Below are 17803 nucleotides of genomic sequence, written 5' to 3'. Positions count from 1 at the left end.
GGTAAACCCGCTCCTACAGGGGATGCGCAAGCCTCAGGCATACGAGGCCGTCGTAGGAGCGGGTTCACCCGCGAATGGGCCGGGCCTGCTGGCCAATTTCCACCAGGCGTTCACCGTTGTCGCCGCTACCGTATTCGCGGGTAAACCCGCTCCTACAAGGGTTGCGCAAGCCTCAGGCATACGAGGCCGTCGTAGGAGCGGGTTCACCCGCGAATGGGCCGCAAAGCGGCCCCCAGCAATTCAGAAGTCCACGCTAACCCCCACGCTAATGCCCTGCTGCGTCAACTCATCACTCTTGCGCCAGTTGTAGTTCCCGCGCAAATGCACCCCTGCCACCAGTTCATGGCTCACACCCAGGCTCGCCCGGGTCAGGTCGCTGTGCGGCGTATACCCGGTCAGGGTGAAGTCATTCGCCGGCAAGCTGGTCAGGTGCATCGTCACATCCTGCTCGTCGTCCTCGAACTCATGCTCCTGCGCCACCTCGGCGAAAAGCCGGGTACTTGGCAGTACCTGCACACTGCCCAGCACCCCCACGCCCAGGCGGCGTGACGTGCGCTCCTGGTCATCGAAGGCAAGCGCCGTCGAGCGTCCGCTCTTCTCGTCGTAGCCATCCACCTTCACCCGCGCATAGTCGGCACTGATGAAAGGTGCCAACTGCCAGTTGCTGGTGTCGGCCGCCAGGTTGTAGCCCAACCGCCCTGACATTGCCCAGGCCTCGCCGTCGGTGTCGCCCTTCTCACTGCGGTCATTCACGCCCAGGGCGAAGGTACGCTTGAGGTCGCTGTAGTCCAGGTGCCCGGCGGTCAGCGCCGCGTCGGCCCACCAGCGGTCCTGGCGGTATTGGGCAAAGGCACTGGCCATATAGCTGTTCAGCTTGTAGTCCGAGTCCTGTTCACCAGCTTCCAGCTTCTGCCGGTACGCACCGCCGGCCAGGCCCAGGCGCCAGGCGTCGTTCAGGCGATAGCTGCCGCCCACGGTCAGGTTGTAGCCGCGGCCGTCACCGCTGGCCGCGCTGCGCTGGCCGTCGAAGTCCAGGTCCTGAGCGCCGCTGGCGACAAAGGCTTGCCATTGGCCAACTGCTTGCCAAGGCGTCTGCCACTGATTACGCAACTCATCCTGGTGAGCCCGCAGGCTGGCGTGAGCCATTTCCGGTAGCAGGGTCAGTTCCCAGGGGGCCGCGAGGATCGAGTAGGCGTAATCGGCAATCAGCTGCTGACCCGCGATGGTCGGGTGGACCGAGTCGTTGAACAGCAGTTTGGTCGGGTCTGGCGTTGTGCCGTTGATCCCGTACACCGGGTTTTCCACGCAGCTATCGCCGCTGTAGCAGGTGCCGACCAGGTTCTGGTCGCTGGCCAGGCCGAACTGACTGGGGCTGGCCAGCGCCTCGCTCAACAGCACAGGGATGTTCAGTGGAATGATCTGGGCATCGATCTGCTCTAGCTGGCTGATCAGTGACTGGTTGAACGCAGCGGAGAGCAGTGACAGTGGGTTTTGCTGTGGCGTGCCGCTGAAATTGGGCGTTTGGCCGAGGTCAGGTAGCAGCCAGACCATGATGTAGCGCGCGCCTCCTTGCTGAAGCGCTTGGGCGCTGGCAGCCAGGCGGGCGCCGGCGGCTACGGCGTCGGCCGGGCTATTCACCAGGCCCTGAAGGAAGTCGTTGCCGCCGCCTGTCAGGTAGTACAAGGCATTGGGGGCGGCGCGCAGGCCGTTGGCCAGGTAGCCGGGGCGCTCGCGCAGCACCAACCCGGCATTGGGGTTTCCTGGTGGGATGACGGTCTCGGACGTTGTCGTGATCGAGTCCAGGATCTGCTGGGTGGTGTACCCGCCGACTGCCCAGTTATTACCATCGGGCTGGATGCCTACGGATGTCGACGGGTTAAGGTCGCCTGGCGCAACGCCCAGGCGGCCACCGAGGATCATCGGCGACACCGGGGCGAAGTTGCCGTCGGCGTCACGGTTGGTGAAACGCGCGCCTGGGGTACCTCCAACAAGATCGGGAAACTGCCCGGCATCGGCGAGGCTGTCGCCAAACACGATCAGGGTTGAATAGGGCGAAGGGCCGGCCAACGCCTGGCTGCAGGCCAGGGCCAGTGAAGCGAGGGTAAAGCGCAATAACGGGGCTTTTCGCATCGGGGAACATCCTTTTCTTTGTTTTTATCAGGACAAGCCCATCGACCTTAGCAAATCGTCGTGCTTCGCTCCCAAGTCCATTCGTTTCCCCGTGTTTACAGGCATATTGCGCCCGTCGCCCCGGTAGGCTACTGTGCCGGGACGTATGAGCGAGACCTATCCTGTGTTGATCGTCAGCAAACTCTTGATGCGCGTAATCAAGGCCCACGCCCGTTGGCGTTGGCGCGCCTGACTTTATCTCCTGCCGGCCCGCCCGGCCCGTCCCCGTTTGCCTTCTCGTTTACCGCCCGTTGTGGCAAAGCCGCGCCTGTGGCTGGTGCCGGAAGGTTCGAATCATGAAGTCAGTAGATTCAAGAGGTTTAACACCATGTTACTGATGATCGACAATTATGACTCATTCACTTACAACGTCGTTCAGTACCTTGGCGAGCTGGGTGCCGAGGTCAAGGTCATTCGCAATGACGAAATGACCATCGCCCAGATTGAGGCCCTCAACCCTGAGCGCATCGTCGTATCTCCGGGCCCGTGCACCCCAAGCGAGGCAGGCGTGTCCATCGAGGCCATCCTGCATTTCGCCGGGAAGTTGCCAATCCTCGGCGTATGCCTGGGCCACCAGTCAATCGGGCAGGCCTTTGGCGGCGACGTTGTACGTGCACGTCAGGTCATGCACGGCAAGACCAGCCCGGTATATCACCGCGACCTGGGCGTGTTCGCCAGCCTTAACAACCCGCTGACCGTGACCCGTTACCATTCGCTGGTGGTAAAGCGTGAAACCTTGCCCGACTGCCTGGAAGTTACCGCCTGGACCTCCCATGCTGACGGCTCGGTCGATGAGATCATGGGCCTGCGCCACAAGACGCTGAATATCGAAGGGGTGCAATTCCACCCTGAGTCGATCCTGACCGAGCAGGGCCACGAACTGTTCGCCAACTTCCTCAAGCAGACCGGCGGCCGCCGTTAAGGATCGAACATGGATATCAAGAGTGCGTTGAGCCGTATCGTCGGCCAGTTGGACCTGACCACCGAAGAAATGCGCGAGGTCATGCGCCAGATCATGACCGGTCAGTGCAGCGAGGCGCAGATAGGCGCTTTCCTGATGGGCATGCGCATGAAAAGCGAAAGCATCGACGAGATCGTCGGTGCGGTGTCGGTGATGCGCGAGCTGGCCGAAAAGGTCGAGCTGCAAAGCCTCGATGGTGTCGTCGATATTGTCGGAACCGGCGGTGATGGCGCTAACATCTTCAACGTGTCCACCGCTTCGTCCTTCGTCCTGGCGGCGGCGGGTTGCCCGGTGGCCAAGCATGGTAACCGCGCAGTCTCGGGCAAGAGCGGCAGTGCCGACCTGCTGGAAGCTGCCGGCATCTACCTGAACCTGACGCCAACTCAAGTGGCACGCTGCATCGACAGCCTGGGCATCGGCTTCATGTTCGCGCAAAGTCACCACTCGGCCATGAAACATGCCGCTGGCCCACGTCGAGAACTGGGGTTGCGCACCCTGTTCAATATGCTCGGCCCGCTTACGAATCCGGCCGGAGTGAAGCACCAGGTGGTCGGTGTGTTCGCGCAAACCCTTTGCCGCCCGCTGGCTGAGGTGCTGCAGCGCCTGGGGAGCAAGCATGTGCTGGTCGTGCACTCGAAGGATGGTCTGGACGAGTTCAGCCTGGCTGCACCCACCTTCGTCGCCGAACTGAAAAATGACGAAATCACTGAATATTGGGTCGAGCCGGAAGACCTCGGCATGAAGAGTCAGAGCCTTCATGGCCTGGCTGTCGAGAGCCCGCAGGCTTCGCTGGAGTTGATCCGCGATGCGCTGGGCCGGCGCAAGACCGAGAACGGTCAGAAGGCCGCCGAGATGATCGTGCTTAATGCTGGCGCGGCACTGTATGCAGCCGACCATGCCATGAGCCTGAAAGCCGGTGTAGAACTGGCCCATGATGTACTGCACACCGGCCTGGCCTGGGAAAAGCTGCAGGAATTGGGTGCCTTTACTGCAGTATTCAAGGTGGAGAACGAAGCATGAGTGTGCCGACGGTGCTGGAAAGGATCATTGCCCGCAAGTTTCAGGAAGTGGCCGAGCGCAGTGCGCGCGTCAGCCTCGCCGAGCTGGAGGCCCTGGCCAAGGCCGCTGACGCCCCGCGAGGCTTCGCCAACGCGCTGATCGAGCAGGCCAAGCGCAAGCAGCCCGCGGTGATTGCCGAAATCAAGAAGGCTTCGCCAAGCAAGGGCGTGATCCGCGAGCACTTCGTGCCAGCGGAAATCGCGGTCAGCTACGAGAAGGGCGGGGCCACCTGCCTGTCGGTGTTGACCGATGTCGATTATTTCCAGGGTGCCGATGAGTACTTGCAGCAGGCCCGCGCGGCTGTTTCGCTGCCGGTGATCCGCAAGGACTTCATGGTCGACCCTTACCAGATCGTCGAGGCCCGGGCCCTGGGCGCAGATTGCGTACTGCTGATCGTGTCGGCGCTGGATGACGTGAAGATGGCTGAACTGGCCGCCACTGCCAAGGACGTCGGCCTCGACGTGCTGGTGGAAGTGCACGATGGCGATGAACTGGAGCGCGCGCTGAAAACCCTGGATACGCCGCTGGTGGGGGTGAACAACCGCAACCTGCACACCTTCGAGGTCAGCCTGGAAACCACCCTTGACCTGCTGCCGCGCATTCCGCGTGACCGTCTGGCGATTACCGAAAGCGGTATTCTCAACCGGGCCGATGTGGAGCTGATGGCAATCAACGAGGTTTACTCGTTCCTGGTGGGTGAGGCGTTCATGCGCGCTGAGCAGCCTGGCCTGGAATTACAGCGGCTGTTCTTCCCCGAGCAGGTGAAGAAGACTGTTCAGCAACTGGACTGATCAAATGAAGCCGGCGTTTTTGCCGGCTTTTTTGTACCTGTAATGGCCTCTTCGCGGGCAAGCCCGCTCCTACACGGATACGCGCCCTGTCGTAGGAGCGGGTTTACCCGCGAAGAGGCCAGTGAAATCAACATCATAGGTGGATCAATGACCGATCAACCCCTGGCCCTGAGCGTCGAACAAGGCCTGCACGCCGAGCAGGAACTGCTGGCCGCCGTCTGCCGTGGCGAACGCGAAAGTGGCGTGCTGTTCTGGCGCCCCACCGACCACGCGCTGGTCATGCCTCGGCGCATGAGCCGGCTGGGCAACTTCGAGGTCGCCTGCGCGGAATTGGCTATTGCTGGCTGGCCGGTGCTGCTGCGAGAAACCGGCGGCGAGCCGGTGCCTCAGTCGCATTCGACGGTGAACGTTGCACTGGTCTACGCCGCACCGCGCAGTGAAGGCGACCACGGCCGTATCGAAAATGCCTACGAGCGCCTGTGTCTGCCGCTGTGTGATGTGCTGCGCGAGTGGGGCGGCGTAGCGTCAGTCGGGGAAATCGACGGGGCCTTCTGCGATGGCCGCTACAACGTCAACCTCAATGGCCGCAAATTGGTGGGTACCGCCCAGCGCTGGCGTCAGGGCCTGGGTGGCAAGCGCCCTGTGGTGCTGGTGCACGGTGCGCTGCTGCTGGACAACGAGCGTGAGTCGATGGTGGCGGCGGTCAACCGCTTCAACGAGTGCTGTGAGCTGGAGCAACGCTGTCGCGCTGATGCGCACATCGCCTTGCACGAAGTGGCGCCGGCAGCGCCCTGGTTCGAGCGCCTTTCGCAGGCCTACGCCAAGGTGCTGGCCGAGTTGCCCAAGGATTAGCGGGTACCGTGGACCACCATGGTCTTGCCCTTGACCTGCACCAGGCTGCGTTCCTCGAGGTCCTTGAGAACGCGGCCGACCATTTCCCGAGAGCAACCGACGATTCGGCCGATTTCCTGACGGGTAATCTTGATTTGCATGCCATCGGGGTGGGTCATGGCGTCGGGCTGCTTGCACAGTTCCAGCAGGCAGCGGGCAACTCGCCCGGTCACGTCGAAAAATGCCAAATCGCCAACCTTGCGCGTAGTGTTGCGCAGGCGCTGGGCCATCTGGCTACCCAGGGCATAGAGGATTTCCGGGTCCTGGCGCGCCAGCTCGCGAAACTTCTCGTAGCTGATTTCGGCCACTTCGCATTCGGTCTTGGCGCGTACCCAGGCACTGCGCTGCTGCTCGCCATCAACGGGCTCGAACAGGCCTAGCTCGCCAAAAAAATCGCCATGGTTGAGGTAGGCGATGATCATTTCATGGCCGTCGTCGTCCTCGATGAGGATGGTGACCGAACCCTTGATGATGAACGACAGTGTCTCGGCCCGGTCGCCGGCGCAGATGATATTGCTTTTGGCGGTGTAGCGGCGGCGCTGGCAGTGTACCAGCAGCTTGTCGATGTTCTTTATCTTGGCGGGTAGGGCGGAGGCAACCATCACGAAATCCTGTTCGATATGACGCATAGGCTTTTTTTAGAGGTTGGCTGACGGCGAGCGCCAGTCATTTGGCGCCAGCTTATCAGACACTACGAGATGTTTCGGTACTAAACCGACACATCTCGTGCTTTTCCCACAGCCGCACAAGGTCTAAGCTGACACCCTTTTCCGAAAATCAGGAGTCCGGGTAGATGAAGGCACGTATCCAGTGGGCCGGTGAGGCAATGTTCCTCGGCGAATCGGGGAGCGGCCATGTCGTCGTAATGGACGGCCCGCCCGAGGCCGGCGGCCGCAACCTGGGCGTGCGACCGATGGAAATGCTGTTGCTGGGCCTGGGTGGCTGCAGCAGCTTTGACGTGGTGAGCATTCTGAAGAAGTCGCGCCAGGCAGTGGAAAGCTGCGAGGCATTTCTGGAGGCGGAGCGCGCCAGCGAAGACCCGAAGGTGTTCACCAAGATTCACATGAACTTTGTGGTGAAGGGGCGTGGGCTGAAAGAAGCGCAGGTCAAGCGGGCGGTGGAGCTGTCGGCGGAAAAGTATTGCTCGGCTTCGATCATGCTCGAGCGTGCCGGGGTTGAGATTACCCATGGGTATGAAATCGTAGAGCTGGGTTAAGGCTGAGATTCCGGGGCCGCTTTGCAGCCCTTGTGGAAGCGGGTGAACCCGCTCCCACCCGCGGCCCGGGCGAGTTTCAGTTGCGCAGAGCCGGAAGGGCCATCCGCAACCATTGCGGAAGACTGCCTCTCAGCGCATGGCTCAACCGCTCCCGGCGCTTCTGGTAAACCAGCCCAAGCCAGATAACCCCCAGCCCGATCATGGTCAGCACCACCGGGAACAGCAGCGACTGGGCAAACACCTCGTACGACAGATATCCCAGATAAGCCGCCACCCCCAGCGCACCAAACACCATGAACACCGGCCGACGCAGCAGCACCGCCATGCCCATCAGCGCAATGTTGATCAGGCAGTACATGGCCTTGCCCAACTCACTGCCGCTGTCCAGCAGCGTCAACCCGCCCCAGAATGCTGCCAGCCCGGCGAGGTAACCCCAACGGGCGTAGTCTTCACGCGTGCGACCGTCTATCACGAGGAACACCACCAGCAAGCCCAGGCCAAACCACAGGGATACCTGGCGGCGCTGCTCCCAGCTGAACGGGGAGCCGAAGAACCACTCGCTAAGGTCCATCGACATGAACCACAAGGCTACGGCCATTGGCATGACGACGAACGGGTAGGGGATCAACCGCAGCATCAGCAGCCCGGCAAGCACCGTGGCTGCTTCCATCGCCAGCCAGCCACCCTGCACGTAGGTGTAGTACTGGTGGTAGTCGGCCTGCGCATCGTCCAGTGGCCACCAGCCGAGCATGCGTTCGATAGCGAATACCGCCAGCGGCACGATGCTGACTGCTACTGCTGCCAGCACGCCAGCGGCGACGGGCTGGGCGCGGCGTTGCAGATTGAGGGCGAACAAGGTGATCAACAGGATATAGAGGCTGGCGATGATCAACAGCGCGCCGTCACCGAGGCTCATCCAGGCCTCGGTGAGCAACCAGCCCAGGGCCGCCATGATCAGCATGGCGCCAAAGTAGAAGGCAACATGGGCCAGCTGAAAGCTGCCACGTGGTGCGGGTTGCTGGCGCAGGAATGCCAACAGGCTTTGATCCTGGCCTGGTTGGAGAATGCCTGCTTGCACGGCGCGCGCCAGGTCCTTGGCGTCGAATCGATCCGTCATGGTGATGCCTTCAGATGCGGTATGTGCTCTTGGTCATGACCTTGGCCAGCAAGCTCATGCCAAAGCGGACGGGGGCCGGGAAGCGATAACCACCGGCTTCCAGTGCAGACTCGGCGTGCTGTTCTTCGTCGATGCGCATTTGCTCGAGAATGGCCCGGGATTTTTCATCTTCGTGCGGGAGCTGCTCCAGGTGCTCGTCGAGGTGCTTGCACACCTGATGTTCGGTAGCGGCGACGAAGCCCAGGCTGACCTTGTCGCTGACCAGCCCTGCCAGTGCGCCGATGCCGAACGACATGCCGTAGAACAGAGGGTTGAGCACGCTGGGGTGACTGTTCAGCTGGCGAATGCGCTGTTCGCACCAGGCCAGGTGATCCACTTCTTCCTCGGCGGCATGCTCCATGGCCTTGCGCACTTCGGGCAGCTTGGCGGTCAGGGCCTGGCCTTGGTACAACGCCTGGGCGCAGACTTCACCGGTATGGTTGATGCGCATCAGCCCGGCAATATGACGGGCCTGCTGCTCGTCCAGGTCAGCGTCTGGCTGGACGATGGCCGGCGATGGCCGGGTGGGTTGGCCGCTGAAGGGCAGCAAGGTGCGCATGGCGGTATCGGCCTGCAGCAACAAGCGGTCGAGCGGCGAGTAGTGACGTTCGGTAGCCATCGGGCACCTCCGCAAGAATGTGCCCGACAGTTTACCGCAATAGCGGCGGGGTCGCTTGCCGTGGGTCAGCCCGGAGGCCAGTTCATCTGGCGCTGGCCAAGCACGTGCATATGGATGTGGTAGACGGTCTGGCCGCCTTTGGGGTTGCAGTTCATGACCACACGGAAACCTTCCTCGCAGCCTTGTTCGACAGCCAGGCGCTGGGCGGTGAACAGGATGTGGCCAGCCAGGGCCTTGTCTTCTTCGGTCAGGTCATTGAGGGTGCGAATGTGCTTTTTCGGGATGACCAGAAAATGTACCGGTGCCGCGGGTGCAATGTCCTTGAAGGCCAGGATCTGGTCGTCTTCATAGATGATATCTGCCGGGATTTCCCGGTTGATGATTTTGAGGAATAGATCGTCCACAGCACTTGCTCCATGGTGAGGGTCGGGCCGAGTGTACTCAGCCGTGAGCCGCTCGCCCAGTGGCTATTCCATGCCTGAGGGGCAATAGCGGCGGTGGATGGCCCCGGCCAGCTTGCGCACCAGCCAGCGCGGCAGCAGCCGCGGTGCGAACGCCAGCCAGCGGTTGCGCCGGCCGGGCATGATCAGTGCGCGGTTCTTGTCCAATGCCCGCACGGTGTACAGCGCCACTTCCTCGGGGCTGAGGCAGCGCGGCTTGCCATCGAGCCGCGCAATGCGCCGGCGTGCGGAACGTACCGGGCCAGGGCACAGTACCGAAACCTTGATGCCGGTGCGCTTGAGTTCTTCGCGCAGGGCCTGGGAAAAGCTCAACACGTAGGCCTTGCTGGCGGCATAGGCGGCCATCCATGGGCCAGGCGCCACCCCGGCCAGGCCGGCGACGTTGAGAATCTGCCCGCCACCCTGTACAGCCATCAGGTTACCGATGGCATGGCACAGGCGGCTCAGGGCCAGCACGTTGACTTCCAGCAGATCCTGTTCGTCGGCCCATTCATGGGCCAGGAACGGCCCATAGGTGCGCAAGCCCGCGCAGTTGACCAGCAAGTCGATACGCCGCTCGCCTTCTTCCAGCTCTAGCACGAAGCCTGAAAGGCGCAGCGGCTGGCTGAGGTCGCAGGCGCGGAACAGCACCTCGACGCCGAAACGCTGAGTCAGCTCGATGGCAACAGGCTCCAGCGTTTCTCGTTGGCGTGCCACCAGGATCAGATTGCGCCCGCGCCGTGCCAGCGCTTCCGCCAAGGCCAGGCCCAGGCCGCTGGAAGCACCAGTGATCATGGCGTAACGGGTCATGCAAGGCTCCTGGGGGCGGAAGAGGGCGCCTAGTGTACAACTTGCCCGTGCAAGGTGTTGCCTTTTGCTACAAGGCGCGGGCGCGCAGAACCTGGCAGTGCTCCAGGGCTTGCCGGTACTCGCCATGCAGGCGCTCGATCAATGCGCTGGCGCTGGGCAGGTCATGGATGGCACCGACGCCCTGACCCGCTGACCATACGGTCTTCCAGGCCTTGGCTTCGTCATCGATCGGCTTGAGCTTGCCTTGCACCTGCCCCGCTTTGAGGGCGTTCATGTCGTAGCCGGCCTGCTCCAGGCTCTGGCGCAGGAAGCTGGCGGGGATGCCGGACACCACGGGTGTGTGGATGATGTCGGCGGCATGGGCATCCAGCAGCATCTGTTTGTAGGCGCCCTGAGCCTGGCTTTCTGTGGTGGCGATGAAGCGCGTGCCCATGTACGCCAGGTCCGCCCCCAGCAGTTGTGCGGCCAGGATCTCGTGGCCGTGGTTAATGCAACCAGCCAGCAGCAGGGTCTTGTCGAAGAACTGGCGAATTTCTGCGGCCAGGGCGAACGGGCTCCAGGTGCCGGCATGGCCGCCCGCGCCTGCGGCGACGGCGATAAGGCCATCGACACCGGCTTCGGCGGCCTTTTCGGCATGCCGGCGGGTGGTGACATCGTGGAGCACCAGGCCGCCGTAGCCGTGTACGGCATCGACCACTTCCTTTACCGCCCCCAGGCTGGTGATAACGATTGGTACACGGTGTTCGACGCACAAGGCCAAGTCGGCCTGCAGGCGCGGGTTGGTCGGGTGGACGATCAGGTTGACGGCGTAGGGCGCTGGCGCCTGCAGTTGAGCCAGGCCAGCCTCGATCTCTTCCAGCCAGGCCTTGAAGCCAGCGCTGTCGCGTTGGTTCAGGGCCGGGAAACTGCCAACCACGCCGCTGGCGCAGCAGGCCAGCACCAGTTTGGGGTTGGAGATGAGGAACATCGGCGCGGCAACCACGGGCAGCCGCAGGCGTTGTTCGAGCGAGGCAGGTAGCGACATGGCAAGGCTCCTTGAGCGGGTGGCTATGTCAGAACGGTTTCACCACCACCAGAATGACGATAGCCAGCAGGATCAGCACGGGCACTTCGTTGAACCAGCGATAGTAAACGTGGCTGCGGGTGTTGGTGCCGTTGGCGAAGCGTTTGCGCTGGGCACCGCACACGTGATGGTAGCCGGTCAGCAGGATGACCAGGGTGAGCTTGGCATGCAGCCACCCCTGGCTCAGCCAGCCGGGGGTGAGGTACAGCATCCAGGCGCCAAACACGTAGGTGGCGATCATCGCCGGGTTCATGATGCCGCGGTACAGCTTGCGCTCCATGGTCACGAAGCGTTCCTGGCTGATGCTGTCCTGGCTCTGGGCGTGGTAGACGAACAGCCTGGGCAGGTAGAACAGGCCGGCGAACCAGCAGACCACGCTGACGATATGCAGCGCTTTGATCCATAGGTAAAGCATGGAGGGAGTTCCTTCAGATAGTCACGGTCGTCAGATAGTAGTGGTCAGGCGCCCGAAGGGTCACCCGAAGAGTTGTTACAGGCGCCCTGCGCCCCTATTATCGTGCGCTTTCCAGACGGCTCGTTGATAAGGGGCAAGCGTTATGATCAAGGTCGGTATCGTCGGCGGCACGGGTTACACCGGCGTCGAACTGTTGCGTCTGCTGGCACAGCATCCACAGGCCGAAGTGGCGGTCATCACTTCGCGCTCCGAGGCGGGCGTGGCGGTGGCGGACATGTACCCGAACCTGCGCGGCCACTATGACGGTTTGGCGTTCAGCGTGCCGGACAGCAAGGCTCTGGGCGCCTGCGATGTGGTGTTCTTCGCCACGCCGCATGGTGTTGCCCACGCCCTGGCCGGTGAGCTGCTGGCGGCTGGCACCAAGGTGATCGACCTGTCGGCCGACTTCCGTCTGCAGGATGCCACTGAGTGGGGCAAGTGGTACGGTCAGCCCCATGGCGCGCCAGAGCTGCTCAAGGACGCAGTCTATGGCCTGCCCGAAGTCAACCGCGAGAAGATCCGCCAGGCACGCCTCATCGCTGTGCCGGGTTGCTACCCGACTGCAACCCAGCTGGGCTTCCTTCCGCTGCTGGAGGCGGGCCTGGCTGACCCGTCGCGCCTGATCGCCGACTGCAAGTCGGGTGTGAGCGGCGCTGGTCGTGGTGCGGCAGTGGGCTCGCTGTTCTGCGAGGCCGGCGAAAGCATGAAAGCCTACGCGGTAAAGGGCCATCGCCACTTGCCGGAGATCAGCCAGGGCCTGCGCCTGGCTGCGGGCAAGGACATCGGCCTGACTTTCGTGCCGCACCTGACGCCGATGATCCGTGGCATCCACGCCACCCTGTACGCGAACGTGGTCGATACCTCGGTCGACCTGCAGGCGCTGTTCGAGAAACGCTACGCCGATGAACCGTTCGTCGACGTAATGCCAGCAGGCAGCCATCCGGAAACCCGTAGCGTGCGTGGTGCCAACGTCTGCCGCATTGCCGTTCATCGTCCGCAGGGTGGTGATCTGGTGGTGGTGCTTTCGGTGATCGACAACCTGGTCAAGGGTGCCTCCGGCCAGGCGGTGCAGAACCTCAACATTCTGTTCGGTCTGGATGAGCGCATGGGCCTGTCCCATGCCGGCTTGCTGCCGTAAGGCCGCCAGCAGTGGAAAAGGCCCGCGTCGTGCGGGCCTTTTTGCAGGTCGCGACTAAAGCCGCACAATTCTTGACCGATTTTCTCGGGAAAGCGGATAATGCGCGTCATCGAGTTTTATGGCGGCTACCGCGCCGGGAGAATCAACATGAGCGTCGAAACCTTCACCCCTACCGGTCTGGAGTTCACCCATGGGGCAGCCCAGAAGGTGAAAAACCTGGTCAATGAGGAAGGCAATGAACGTCTGAAACTGCGGGTGTTCGTGACCGGTGGTGGTTGCTCGGGCTTCCAGTATGGCTTCACCTTCGATGAAGACGTGGCCGAAGATGACACCATTGTCGAGCGCGAGGGCGTTTCCCTGGTGGTCGACCCGATGAGCTTCCAGTACCTGGCGGGTGCCGAAGTGGACTATCAGGAAGGCCTGGAAGGTTCGCGTTTCGTGATCAAGAACCCGAATGCCGCGACCACCTGCGGTTGCGGGTCGTCGTTTTCGATCTAAGGGTTGGGCATACGAAAACGCCGCGCAATTGCGCGGCGTTTTGCTTTCTGGCGTAGTGGCTATGCCGGGTAGATTGCGCCCAGTACGCGCAGGCCCTTGGCGGCAGTGACGCTGGGGCGGTTGGCGGCGATACCCTCCAGGCAGCAGTGAGCCAGCCAGGCGAAGGCCATGGCTTCGACCCAGTCCGGGTCTACGCCATAGGCGCCAGTGCTTGCGACACGGGCCGCAGGTAGCAGCTGGCCAAGACGGGCCATCAGCGCGCCGTTGCGGGCGCCTCCACCACAGACCAACAGCGCCTCGGTGCCTTGCTGGGCTTTGCCAAGCGAATCGATGATGCTGCGTGCGGTCAGTTCCAGCAGTGTCGCCTGCACGTCCTGGGCCCGGTATGCCGGCAGGGTGGCCAGGTGGCGATCCAGCCAAGGCAGGTTGAACACCTCGCGGCCGGTACTCTTCGGGCCGCTGCCGGCAAAGAACGGGTCAGCCATCAGTGCGCTGAGCAACCCGGGCTGAACCACACCCGAGGCAGCCCAGGCGCCATCTGCATCATAGGCGTGGCCGTGCTCGCGCTCGATCCAGGCATCCAGCAACACGTTCCCCGGGCCGCAATCGAACCCATGAACCGGCTTGTCCTGCTCGATCAGGCTGAGGTTGCTGAAGCCGCCTACGTTGAGGATTGCCAGGCGTCGGCCAAGCTGGCTGAACAGGGTTTCGTGGAAGGCCGGTACCAGTGGCGCGCCTTGGCCGCCGGCAGCCACATCGCGACGGCGGAAGTCGGCGACCACGCTGATGCCGGTCAGTTCGGCGAGCAGTGCGGGGTTACCGATCTGCACAGTAAAGCCGCGGGCCGGTTCATGGCGAATGGTCTGGCCGTGGCTGCCGATGGCGCGAACGGCTTCGGGCTTCAGTCCCTGGCGAGCCAGCAGTTGGCGGATACCTTCGCCGGCCAGGCTGGCCCAGCGGTTTTCCGCCAGTGCTGCACGGGCAATCTCGTCAGGGCCGCTGCTGCACAGGGCCAGCAGGTCCTGGCGCAGGTCCGGGGGCATGGGCAGGTAGTGGGTGGCGAGCAGTTCAAGCTGCTCGCCTTGTTCGACCAGGGCGATATCCAGGCCATCGAGGCTGGTACCGGACATCACCCCCAGGTAGAGCGCCATGGCTTAGCGCTTGTTCGCTGCGAGCAGGGTGGCCTTTTCCTGATCCATGCGGGCAATCAGCGGCTGGCTCTGCTGCAGGAAGCGCTGACGCTCGTTCTTGGCAATCGGGTCAGCCATTGGCACCTTCTGGCTCAGCGGGTCGACGTGCACGCCGTTGACCTGGAACTCGTAGTGCAGGTGTGGGCCGGTGGACAGGCCGGTAGTGCCGATGTAGCCAATGATCTGGCCCTGTTTGACCGTGCTGCCGGTCTTGATGCCTTTGGCAAAGCCCTGCATGTGGCCATACAGCGTCTTGTAGCGGTTGCCATGCTGAATGATCACGGTATTGCCGTAGCCACCACGGCGCCCGGCCAGTTCGATGCGACCGTCACCGGCTGCCTTGATCGGCGTACCGCGGGGGGCCGCGTAGTCGACGCCTTTGTGGGCGCGGATCTTGTTCAGGATGGGGTGCTTGCGACCGGCGGAAAAGCGCGAGCTGATGCGGGCGAAGTCGACGGGCGTACGGATGAAGGCCTTGCGCAGGCTGTTGCCGTCGGCGGTGTAGTAGGTAGTGTTGCCCTGCTTGTTGGTGTAGCGCACGGCAGTGTAGGTTTTGCCGCGGTTGGTGAAGCGCGCAGAGAGGATGTTACCGGTGCCGACGACCTTGCCGTCCATCACCTTCTGTTCGTAGACCACGTCGAACTCGTCCCCAGGGCGAATATCCTGTGCGAAGTCGATGTCGTAACCCAGCACGCGGGCCATGTCCATGGTCATGCTGTGGGACAGGCCGGCGCGCTGGGCGGAAGCAGACAGCGAGCTCTTGATCACGCCGTGGGCATAGGCAGTGCGTATCACCGGCTTGCTGATTTCACGATTGAAGGTGTAGCCCTTGGCGGTTTTGGTCAGGCGAATGGTTTCGAGGTTGCTGACTTTGCTGTGCAGACTGGCCAGCTGGCCATCCTTGTCGAGCTCAAATTGCAAGACCTGGCCGTGCTTGAGCTGGCTGAACTGCTTGGCCTGCTTGTTGCTGGCCAGCAAATCATGCACAGCATTGGCTGGCAGGCCGACCTTGGCGAACAGGGTGGACAGGGTATCGCCGCGGGCCACGGTGACTTCGCGGTGGCCAGGCTCCTTGGCGGCCTCGGCAACCGGCTCAGCGGCCGGGGCCTGCTGATCGGCCTTCTGGGTTTCGGGGGTAGCCTCTTCGATCTGGGCGAAAGGCGAGCCTTGCTCACCTTCACTTTGCACCAGTGGCGCGGCGCGGGATTCGTCTTTCAACTGCTCGGCAGGGCTTTCGAGCTCGAGGTTGAGGGTGGTTTTCTTGGCTTCCACTTCGCTGGAAGGAAATACCAGCAAAGCCAGGCTGAGCAGGGCGGCGATGCCGCTGGCGGCCAACAGATGGCTCTTCGGATAAAGCGGGGGCGCTTTAGGCGGTTCGTTGGTCATGGGCAAGGTGACTTTGAAAAAAGTGAAATGGAAAAGATGAATGACATGATGAAGATGAAATAACTGTATAAAATATAACCAAATCCATTTTCACGCAAGGGCGCGTAGACGCCGCAAGCCTGTGTTCGGGTCACATTCCTTTGCGAAACTTGTATTTGACGGCCGATCTTGTATGGTTGGCTCCCCCTGAATCTGAGCCTTGCGGGTTTGTCTATGAAGTCGGTTGAAGAGCAGCTGGCGCTTATCAAGCGCGGTGCGGAAGAAGTACTGGTCGAGTCGGAACTGGTGGAGAAGCTCAAGCGCGGCCAACCTCTGCGCATCAAGGCTGGCTTCGACCCGACCGCACCTGACCTGCACCTGGGTCACACGGTGCTGATCAACAAGCTGCGTCAGTTCCAGGAGCTGGGCCACCAGGTCATCTTCCTGATTGGTGACTTCACCGGCATGATTGGCGACCCGAGCGGCAAGAGCGCCACGCGCCCGCCGCTGACCCGCGAGCAGGTGCTGGAGAACGCCGAGACGTACAAGCAGCAGGTTTTCAAGATTCTTGACCCGGCCAAGACTGAGGTCGCGTTCAACTCCACGTGGATGGACAAGCTGACCCCTGCCGACTTCATTCGCCTGGCTTCGCAGTACACCGTCGCGCGCATGCTGGAGCGTGATGACTTCGACAAGCGTTACACCACCAACCAGCCGATTGCCATTCACGAGTTCCTCTATCCGCTGGTGCAGGGGTACGACTCGGTAGCGCTGAAGGCGGACGTAGAGCTGGGCGGTACCGACCAGAAGTTCAACCTGCTGATGGGGCGCGAACTGCAGCGGTCTTATGGCCAGGAAGCGCAGAACATCGTGACCATGCCACTGCTCGAAGGGCTCGACGGCGTGAAGAAGATGTCGAAGTCGCTGGGCAACTATGTCGGCATCCAGGAAGCGCCAGGGGTGATGTACAGCAAGCTTGTGTCTATCCCGGATACCCTGATGTGGCGTTACTTCGAGTTGCTGAGCTTCCGTTCGATGGAAGAAATCGAGCAGTTCCGGGCCGATGTTGCCAATGGCGCCAACCCACGTGACATCAAGATCAAGCTGGCGGAAGAAATTGTGGCGCGCTTCCATGGTGAGGAGGCTGCGGCCAATGCTCACCGTGCTGCCGGTAACCGTATGAAGGAAGGCGAGCTGCCGGAAGACTTGCCGGAGATCGAAGTGGCTGCGGCGGAAGACCTGCCAATTGCTGCGGTGCTGAACCGGGCTGGTCTGGTCAAGAACTCGGCACAGGCGCGAGACTTGCTGAATAGCGGCGCGGTGAAAGTTGATGGTGCAGTGGTCGACAAGGACTTCATGTTTGTCCTTGGTGCTACCCATGTGTGCCAGGCGGGCAAGAAGTCGTTTGGCCGGGTTACCCTCAAGGCTGAGTGATTGCCTGGATGGTGTAGCTATATAGAAGCGGGGAGGCCGGTAGGCCTCCCCGCTTTGTTTTTGGGGTTTGGTGGTTGCTGTTGTAGGGGGAGGGGGCTGTTTTGAGAGGGTGTTGGCGGTGAGATGTGTCCGCCACAACCCTTGCAGTGCCTGTGAGATCGAGCGCCGCCCGCGCGCCCCTTATGGCGTTCACCTTGATATCGCGTCGAACAAACAAGGCGGTCGCGCGCGCCTGGCACAGGAGGGACTGGCCCGAAACAAACGTAGGAGCGGGTTTACCCGCGAAGCGCCGCGCGGGCGGCGCTCGATCTCACAGGCGCTGAAATTGTCGTGGCGAACACTTGGCAACCCCGATACGGTCTTTCCCCCTTATATTTCAATTTCTTGAAATTAAAGGTTGACGCCCTCTCGAATCCCCTTATAATGCGCCCACTTCCAGCGACATCGGAACGAAAAACTCCTTGAGATTCAATGAGTTAAGTAGTGAAGGCAAAGGCTGAAAGGGCTACGATCAAATGATCGAAAGTGGTTGAGATGATGGTTGACAGT

At 62.0% G+C, this 17803-nt stretch carries 18 protein-coding genes; 8 read left to right on the top strand and 10 right to left on the bottom strand.

Going from position 1 to position 17803, the window contains the following annotated elements; translation table 11 throughout:
- Positions 1–240: 240 nt before the first annotated feature.
- Entirely contained in the window at positions 241–2130 is a 1890-nt protein-coding gene (gene estP, locus V7787_RS48605) for an esterase EstP (protein ID WP_336094814.1), read from the bottom strand.
- A gap of 367 nt (positions 2131–2497) precedes the next feature.
- On the opposite strand from estP, the gene V7787_RS48600 reads away from it, so the two are divergent.
- The 4 genes from V7787_RS48600 to V7787_RS48585 all read left to right on the top strand — a co-directional run bounded on the left by V7787_RS48600 (position 2498) and on the right by V7787_RS48585 (position 5832).
- Positions 2498–3091 (top strand): aminodeoxychorismate/anthranilate synthase component II, encoded by a 594-nt coding sequence (locus V7787_RS48600; RefSeq protein ID WP_003255531.1) that lies wholly within the window; start codon positions 2498–2500, stop codon positions 3089–3091.
- 9 nt (positions 3092–3100) lie between these two features.
- Positions 3101–4150 carry an anthranilate phosphoribosyltransferase gene (trpD, locus tag V7787_RS48595; protein WP_010951756.1) on the top strand — a complete coding sequence of 350 codons (1050 nt, stop codon included), beginning with the start codon at positions 3101–3103 and terminating at the stop codon, positions 4148–4150.
- The gene (gene trpC / locus V7787_RS48590) at positions 4147–4980 is read left to right on the top strand and encodes an indole-3-glycerol phosphate synthase TrpC (protein ID WP_064491036.1); all 834 of its coding nucleotides are present in this window, start codon (positions 4147–4149) and stop codon (positions 4978–4980) included. The genes trpD and trpC overlap by 4 nt, the downstream gene beginning before the upstream one ends.
- 147 nt (positions 4981–5127) lie before the next feature.
- Positions 5128–5832 carry a lipoate--protein ligase family protein gene (locus V7787_RS48585; protein ID WP_014589460.1) on the top strand — a complete coding sequence of 235 codons (705 nt, stop codon included), beginning with the start codon at positions 5128–5130 and terminating at the stop codon, positions 5830–5832.
- On the opposite strand, the gene crp is transcribed toward V7787_RS48585, so the two are convergent.
- Complete coding sequence (crp, locus tag V7787_RS48580; protein WP_010951759.1) at positions 5829–6473, bottom strand: cAMP-activated global transcriptional regulator CRP; 645 nt, start codon at positions 6471–6473, stop codon at positions 5829–5831. The genes V7787_RS48585 and crp overlap by 4 nt on opposite strands.
- Before the next feature lie 191 nt (positions 6474–6664).
- Between crp and V7787_RS48575 the strand changes: the two genes are divergently transcribed.
- Positions 6665–7087, top strand: a complete 423-nt coding sequence (locus V7787_RS48575) for an OsmC family protein (protein ID WP_004376171.1) — start codon at positions 6665–6667, stop codon at positions 7085–7087.
- A 76-nt stretch (positions 7088–7163) separates the two neighbouring features.
- On the opposite strand, the gene V7787_RS48570 is transcribed toward V7787_RS48575, so the two are convergent.
- From V7787_RS48570 to hemJ, 6 genes are all read right to left on the bottom strand, one after another.
- A complete protein-coding gene (locus V7787_RS48570; protein WP_104886765.1) occupies positions 7164–8204 on the bottom strand; it encodes a DUF2157 domain-containing protein in 1041 nt (346 codons plus the stop codon).
- A 10-nt stretch (positions 8205–8214) separates the two neighbouring features.
- Positions 8215–8862 carry a 2-polyprenyl-3-methyl-6-methoxy-1,4-benzoquinone monooxygenase gene (coq7, locus tag V7787_RS48565; RefSeq protein ID WP_010951761.1) on the bottom strand — a complete coding sequence of 216 codons (648 nt, stop codon included), beginning with the start codon at positions 8860–8862 and terminating at the stop codon, positions 8215–8217.
- A 65-nt stretch (positions 8863–8927) separates the two neighbouring features.
- On the bottom strand, positions 8928–9266 hold the full coding sequence (locus tag V7787_RS48560; protein ID WP_003255518.1) for a histidine triad nucleotide-binding protein: 339 nt from the start codon (positions 9264–9266) through the stop codon (positions 8928–8930).
- Between the two features lie 63 nt (positions 9267–9329).
- Entirely contained in the window at positions 9330–10112 is a 783-nt protein-coding gene (locus V7787_RS48555) for an SDR family NAD(P)-dependent oxidoreductase (RefSeq protein WP_010951762.1), read from the bottom strand.
- Positions 10113–10179: 67 nt separating this feature from the next.
- Positions 10180–11136: an NAD(P)H-dependent flavin oxidoreductase gene (locus V7787_RS48550; protein ID WP_064491033.1), complete on the bottom strand. Its 957-nt coding sequence runs from the start codon at positions 11134–11136 to the stop codon at positions 10180–10182.
- A 28-nt stretch (positions 11137–11164) separates the two neighbouring features.
- Positions 11165–11590, bottom strand: coding sequence for a protoporphyrinogen oxidase HemJ (gene hemJ / locus V7787_RS48545; RefSeq protein ID WP_010951764.1), 426 nt, complete (start codon positions 11588–11590; stop codon positions 11165–11167).
- A gap of 142 nt (positions 11591–11732) precedes the next feature.
- Between hemJ and argC the strand changes: the two genes are divergently transcribed.
- The gene (argC, locus tag V7787_RS48540; protein ID WP_010951765.1) at positions 11733–12767 is read left to right on the top strand and encodes an N-acetyl-gamma-glutamyl-phosphate reductase; all 1035 of its coding nucleotides are present in this window, start codon (positions 11733–11735) and stop codon (positions 12765–12767) included.
- A 147-nt stretch (positions 12768–12914) separates the two neighbouring features.
- Positions 12915–13265, top strand: a complete 351-nt coding sequence (gene erpA, locus V7787_RS48535; RefSeq protein WP_003255511.1) for an iron-sulfur cluster insertion protein ErpA — start codon at positions 12915–12917, stop codon at positions 13263–13265.
- 59 nt (positions 13266–13324) lie between these two features.
- Here the strand turns inward: erpA and V7787_RS48530 are convergent, their stop codons facing one another.
- Together V7787_RS48530 and V7787_RS48525 are read right to left on the bottom strand one after the other, a co-directional pair.
- Positions 13325–14416: an anhydro-N-acetylmuramic acid kinase gene (locus V7787_RS48530; protein ID WP_064491032.1), complete on the bottom strand. Its 1092-nt coding sequence runs from the start codon at positions 14414–14416 to the stop codon at positions 13325–13327.
- A gap of 3 nt (positions 14417–14419) precedes the next feature.
- Positions 14420–15841, bottom strand: a complete 1422-nt coding sequence (locus V7787_RS48525) for a peptidoglycan DD-metalloendopeptidase family protein (RefSeq protein ID WP_003255509.1) — start codon at positions 15839–15841, stop codon at positions 14420–14422.
- 213 nt (positions 15842–16054) lie between these two features.
- Between V7787_RS48525 and tyrS the strand changes: the two genes are divergently transcribed.
- Positions 16055–17254 carry a tyrosine--tRNA ligase gene (tyrS, locus tag V7787_RS48520; protein WP_104960687.1) on the top strand — a complete coding sequence of 400 codons (1200 nt, stop codon included), beginning with the start codon at positions 16055–16057 and terminating at the stop codon, positions 17252–17254.
- The last annotated feature ends 549 nt before the right edge of the window (positions 17255–17803 follow it).

The sequence above is a fragment of the Pseudomonas sp. CGJS7 genome (genome assembly GCF_036961695.1).
Note: the sequence above shows the minus strand (reverse complement) of the source record. Positions and strands in the feature narration are given on the sequence as shown.

Excerpts from the sequence above, each read along its gene's own strand:
- estP (WP_336094814.1), bottom strand. The coding sequence starts at position 2,130 with ATGCGAAAAGCCCCGTTATTGCGCTTTACCCTCGCTTCACTGGCCCTG.
- V7787_RS48600 (WP_003255531.1), top strand. The coding sequence starts at position 2,498 with ATGTTACTGATGATCGACAATTATGACTCATTCACTTACAACGTCGTT.
- trpD (WP_010951756.1), top strand. The coding sequence starts at position 3,101 with ATGGATATCAAGAGTGCGTTGAGCCGTATCGTCGGCCAGTTGGACCTG.
- trpC (WP_064491036.1), top strand. The coding sequence starts at position 4,147 with ATGAGTGTGCCGACGGTGCTGGAAAGGATCATTGCCCGCAAGTTTCAG.
- V7787_RS48585 (WP_014589460.1), top strand. The coding sequence starts at position 5,128 with ATGACCGATCAACCCCTGGCCCTGAGCGTCGAACAAGGCCTGCACGCC.
- crp (WP_010951759.1), bottom strand. The coding sequence starts at position 6,473 with ATGGTTGCCTCCGCCCTACCCGCCAAGATAAAGAACATCGACAAGCTG.
- V7787_RS48575 (WP_004376171.1), top strand. The coding sequence starts at position 6,665 with ATGAAGGCACGTATCCAGTGGGCCGGTGAGGCAATGTTCCTCGGCGAA.
- V7787_RS48570 (WP_104886765.1), bottom strand. The coding sequence starts at position 8,204 with ATGACGGATCGATTCGACGCCAAGGACCTGGCGCGCGCCGTGCAAGCA.
- coq7 (WP_010951761.1), bottom strand. The coding sequence starts at position 8,862 with ATGGCTACCGAACGTCACTACTCGCCGCTCGACCGCTTGTTGCTGCAG.
- V7787_RS48555 (WP_010951762.1), bottom strand. The coding sequence starts at position 10,112 with ATGACCCGTTACGCCATGATCACTGGTGCTTCCAGCGGCCTGGGCCTG.
- V7787_RS48550 (WP_064491033.1), bottom strand. The coding sequence starts at position 11,136 with ATGTCGCTACCTGCCTCGCTCGAACAACGCCTGCGGCTGCCCGTGGTT.
- hemJ (WP_010951764.1), bottom strand. The coding sequence starts at position 11,590 with ATGCTTTACCTATGGATCAAAGCGCTGCATATCGTCAGCGTGGTCTGC.
- argC (WP_010951765.1), top strand. The coding sequence starts at position 11,733 with ATGATCAAGGTCGGTATCGTCGGCGGCACGGGTTACACCGGCGTCGAA.
- erpA (WP_003255511.1), top strand. The coding sequence starts at position 12,915 with ATGAGCGTCGAAACCTTCACCCCTACCGGTCTGGAGTTCACCCATGGG.
- V7787_RS48530 (WP_064491032.1), bottom strand. The coding sequence starts at position 14,416 with ATGGCGCTCTACCTGGGGGTGATGTCCGGTACCAGCCTCGATGGCCTG.
- V7787_RS48525 (WP_003255509.1), bottom strand. The coding sequence starts at position 15,841 with ATGACCAACGAACCGCCTAAAGCGCCCCCGCTTTATCCGAAGAGCCAT.
- tyrS (WP_104960687.1), top strand. The coding sequence starts at position 16,055 with ATGAAGTCGGTTGAAGAGCAGCTGGCGCTTATCAAGCGCGGTGCGGAA.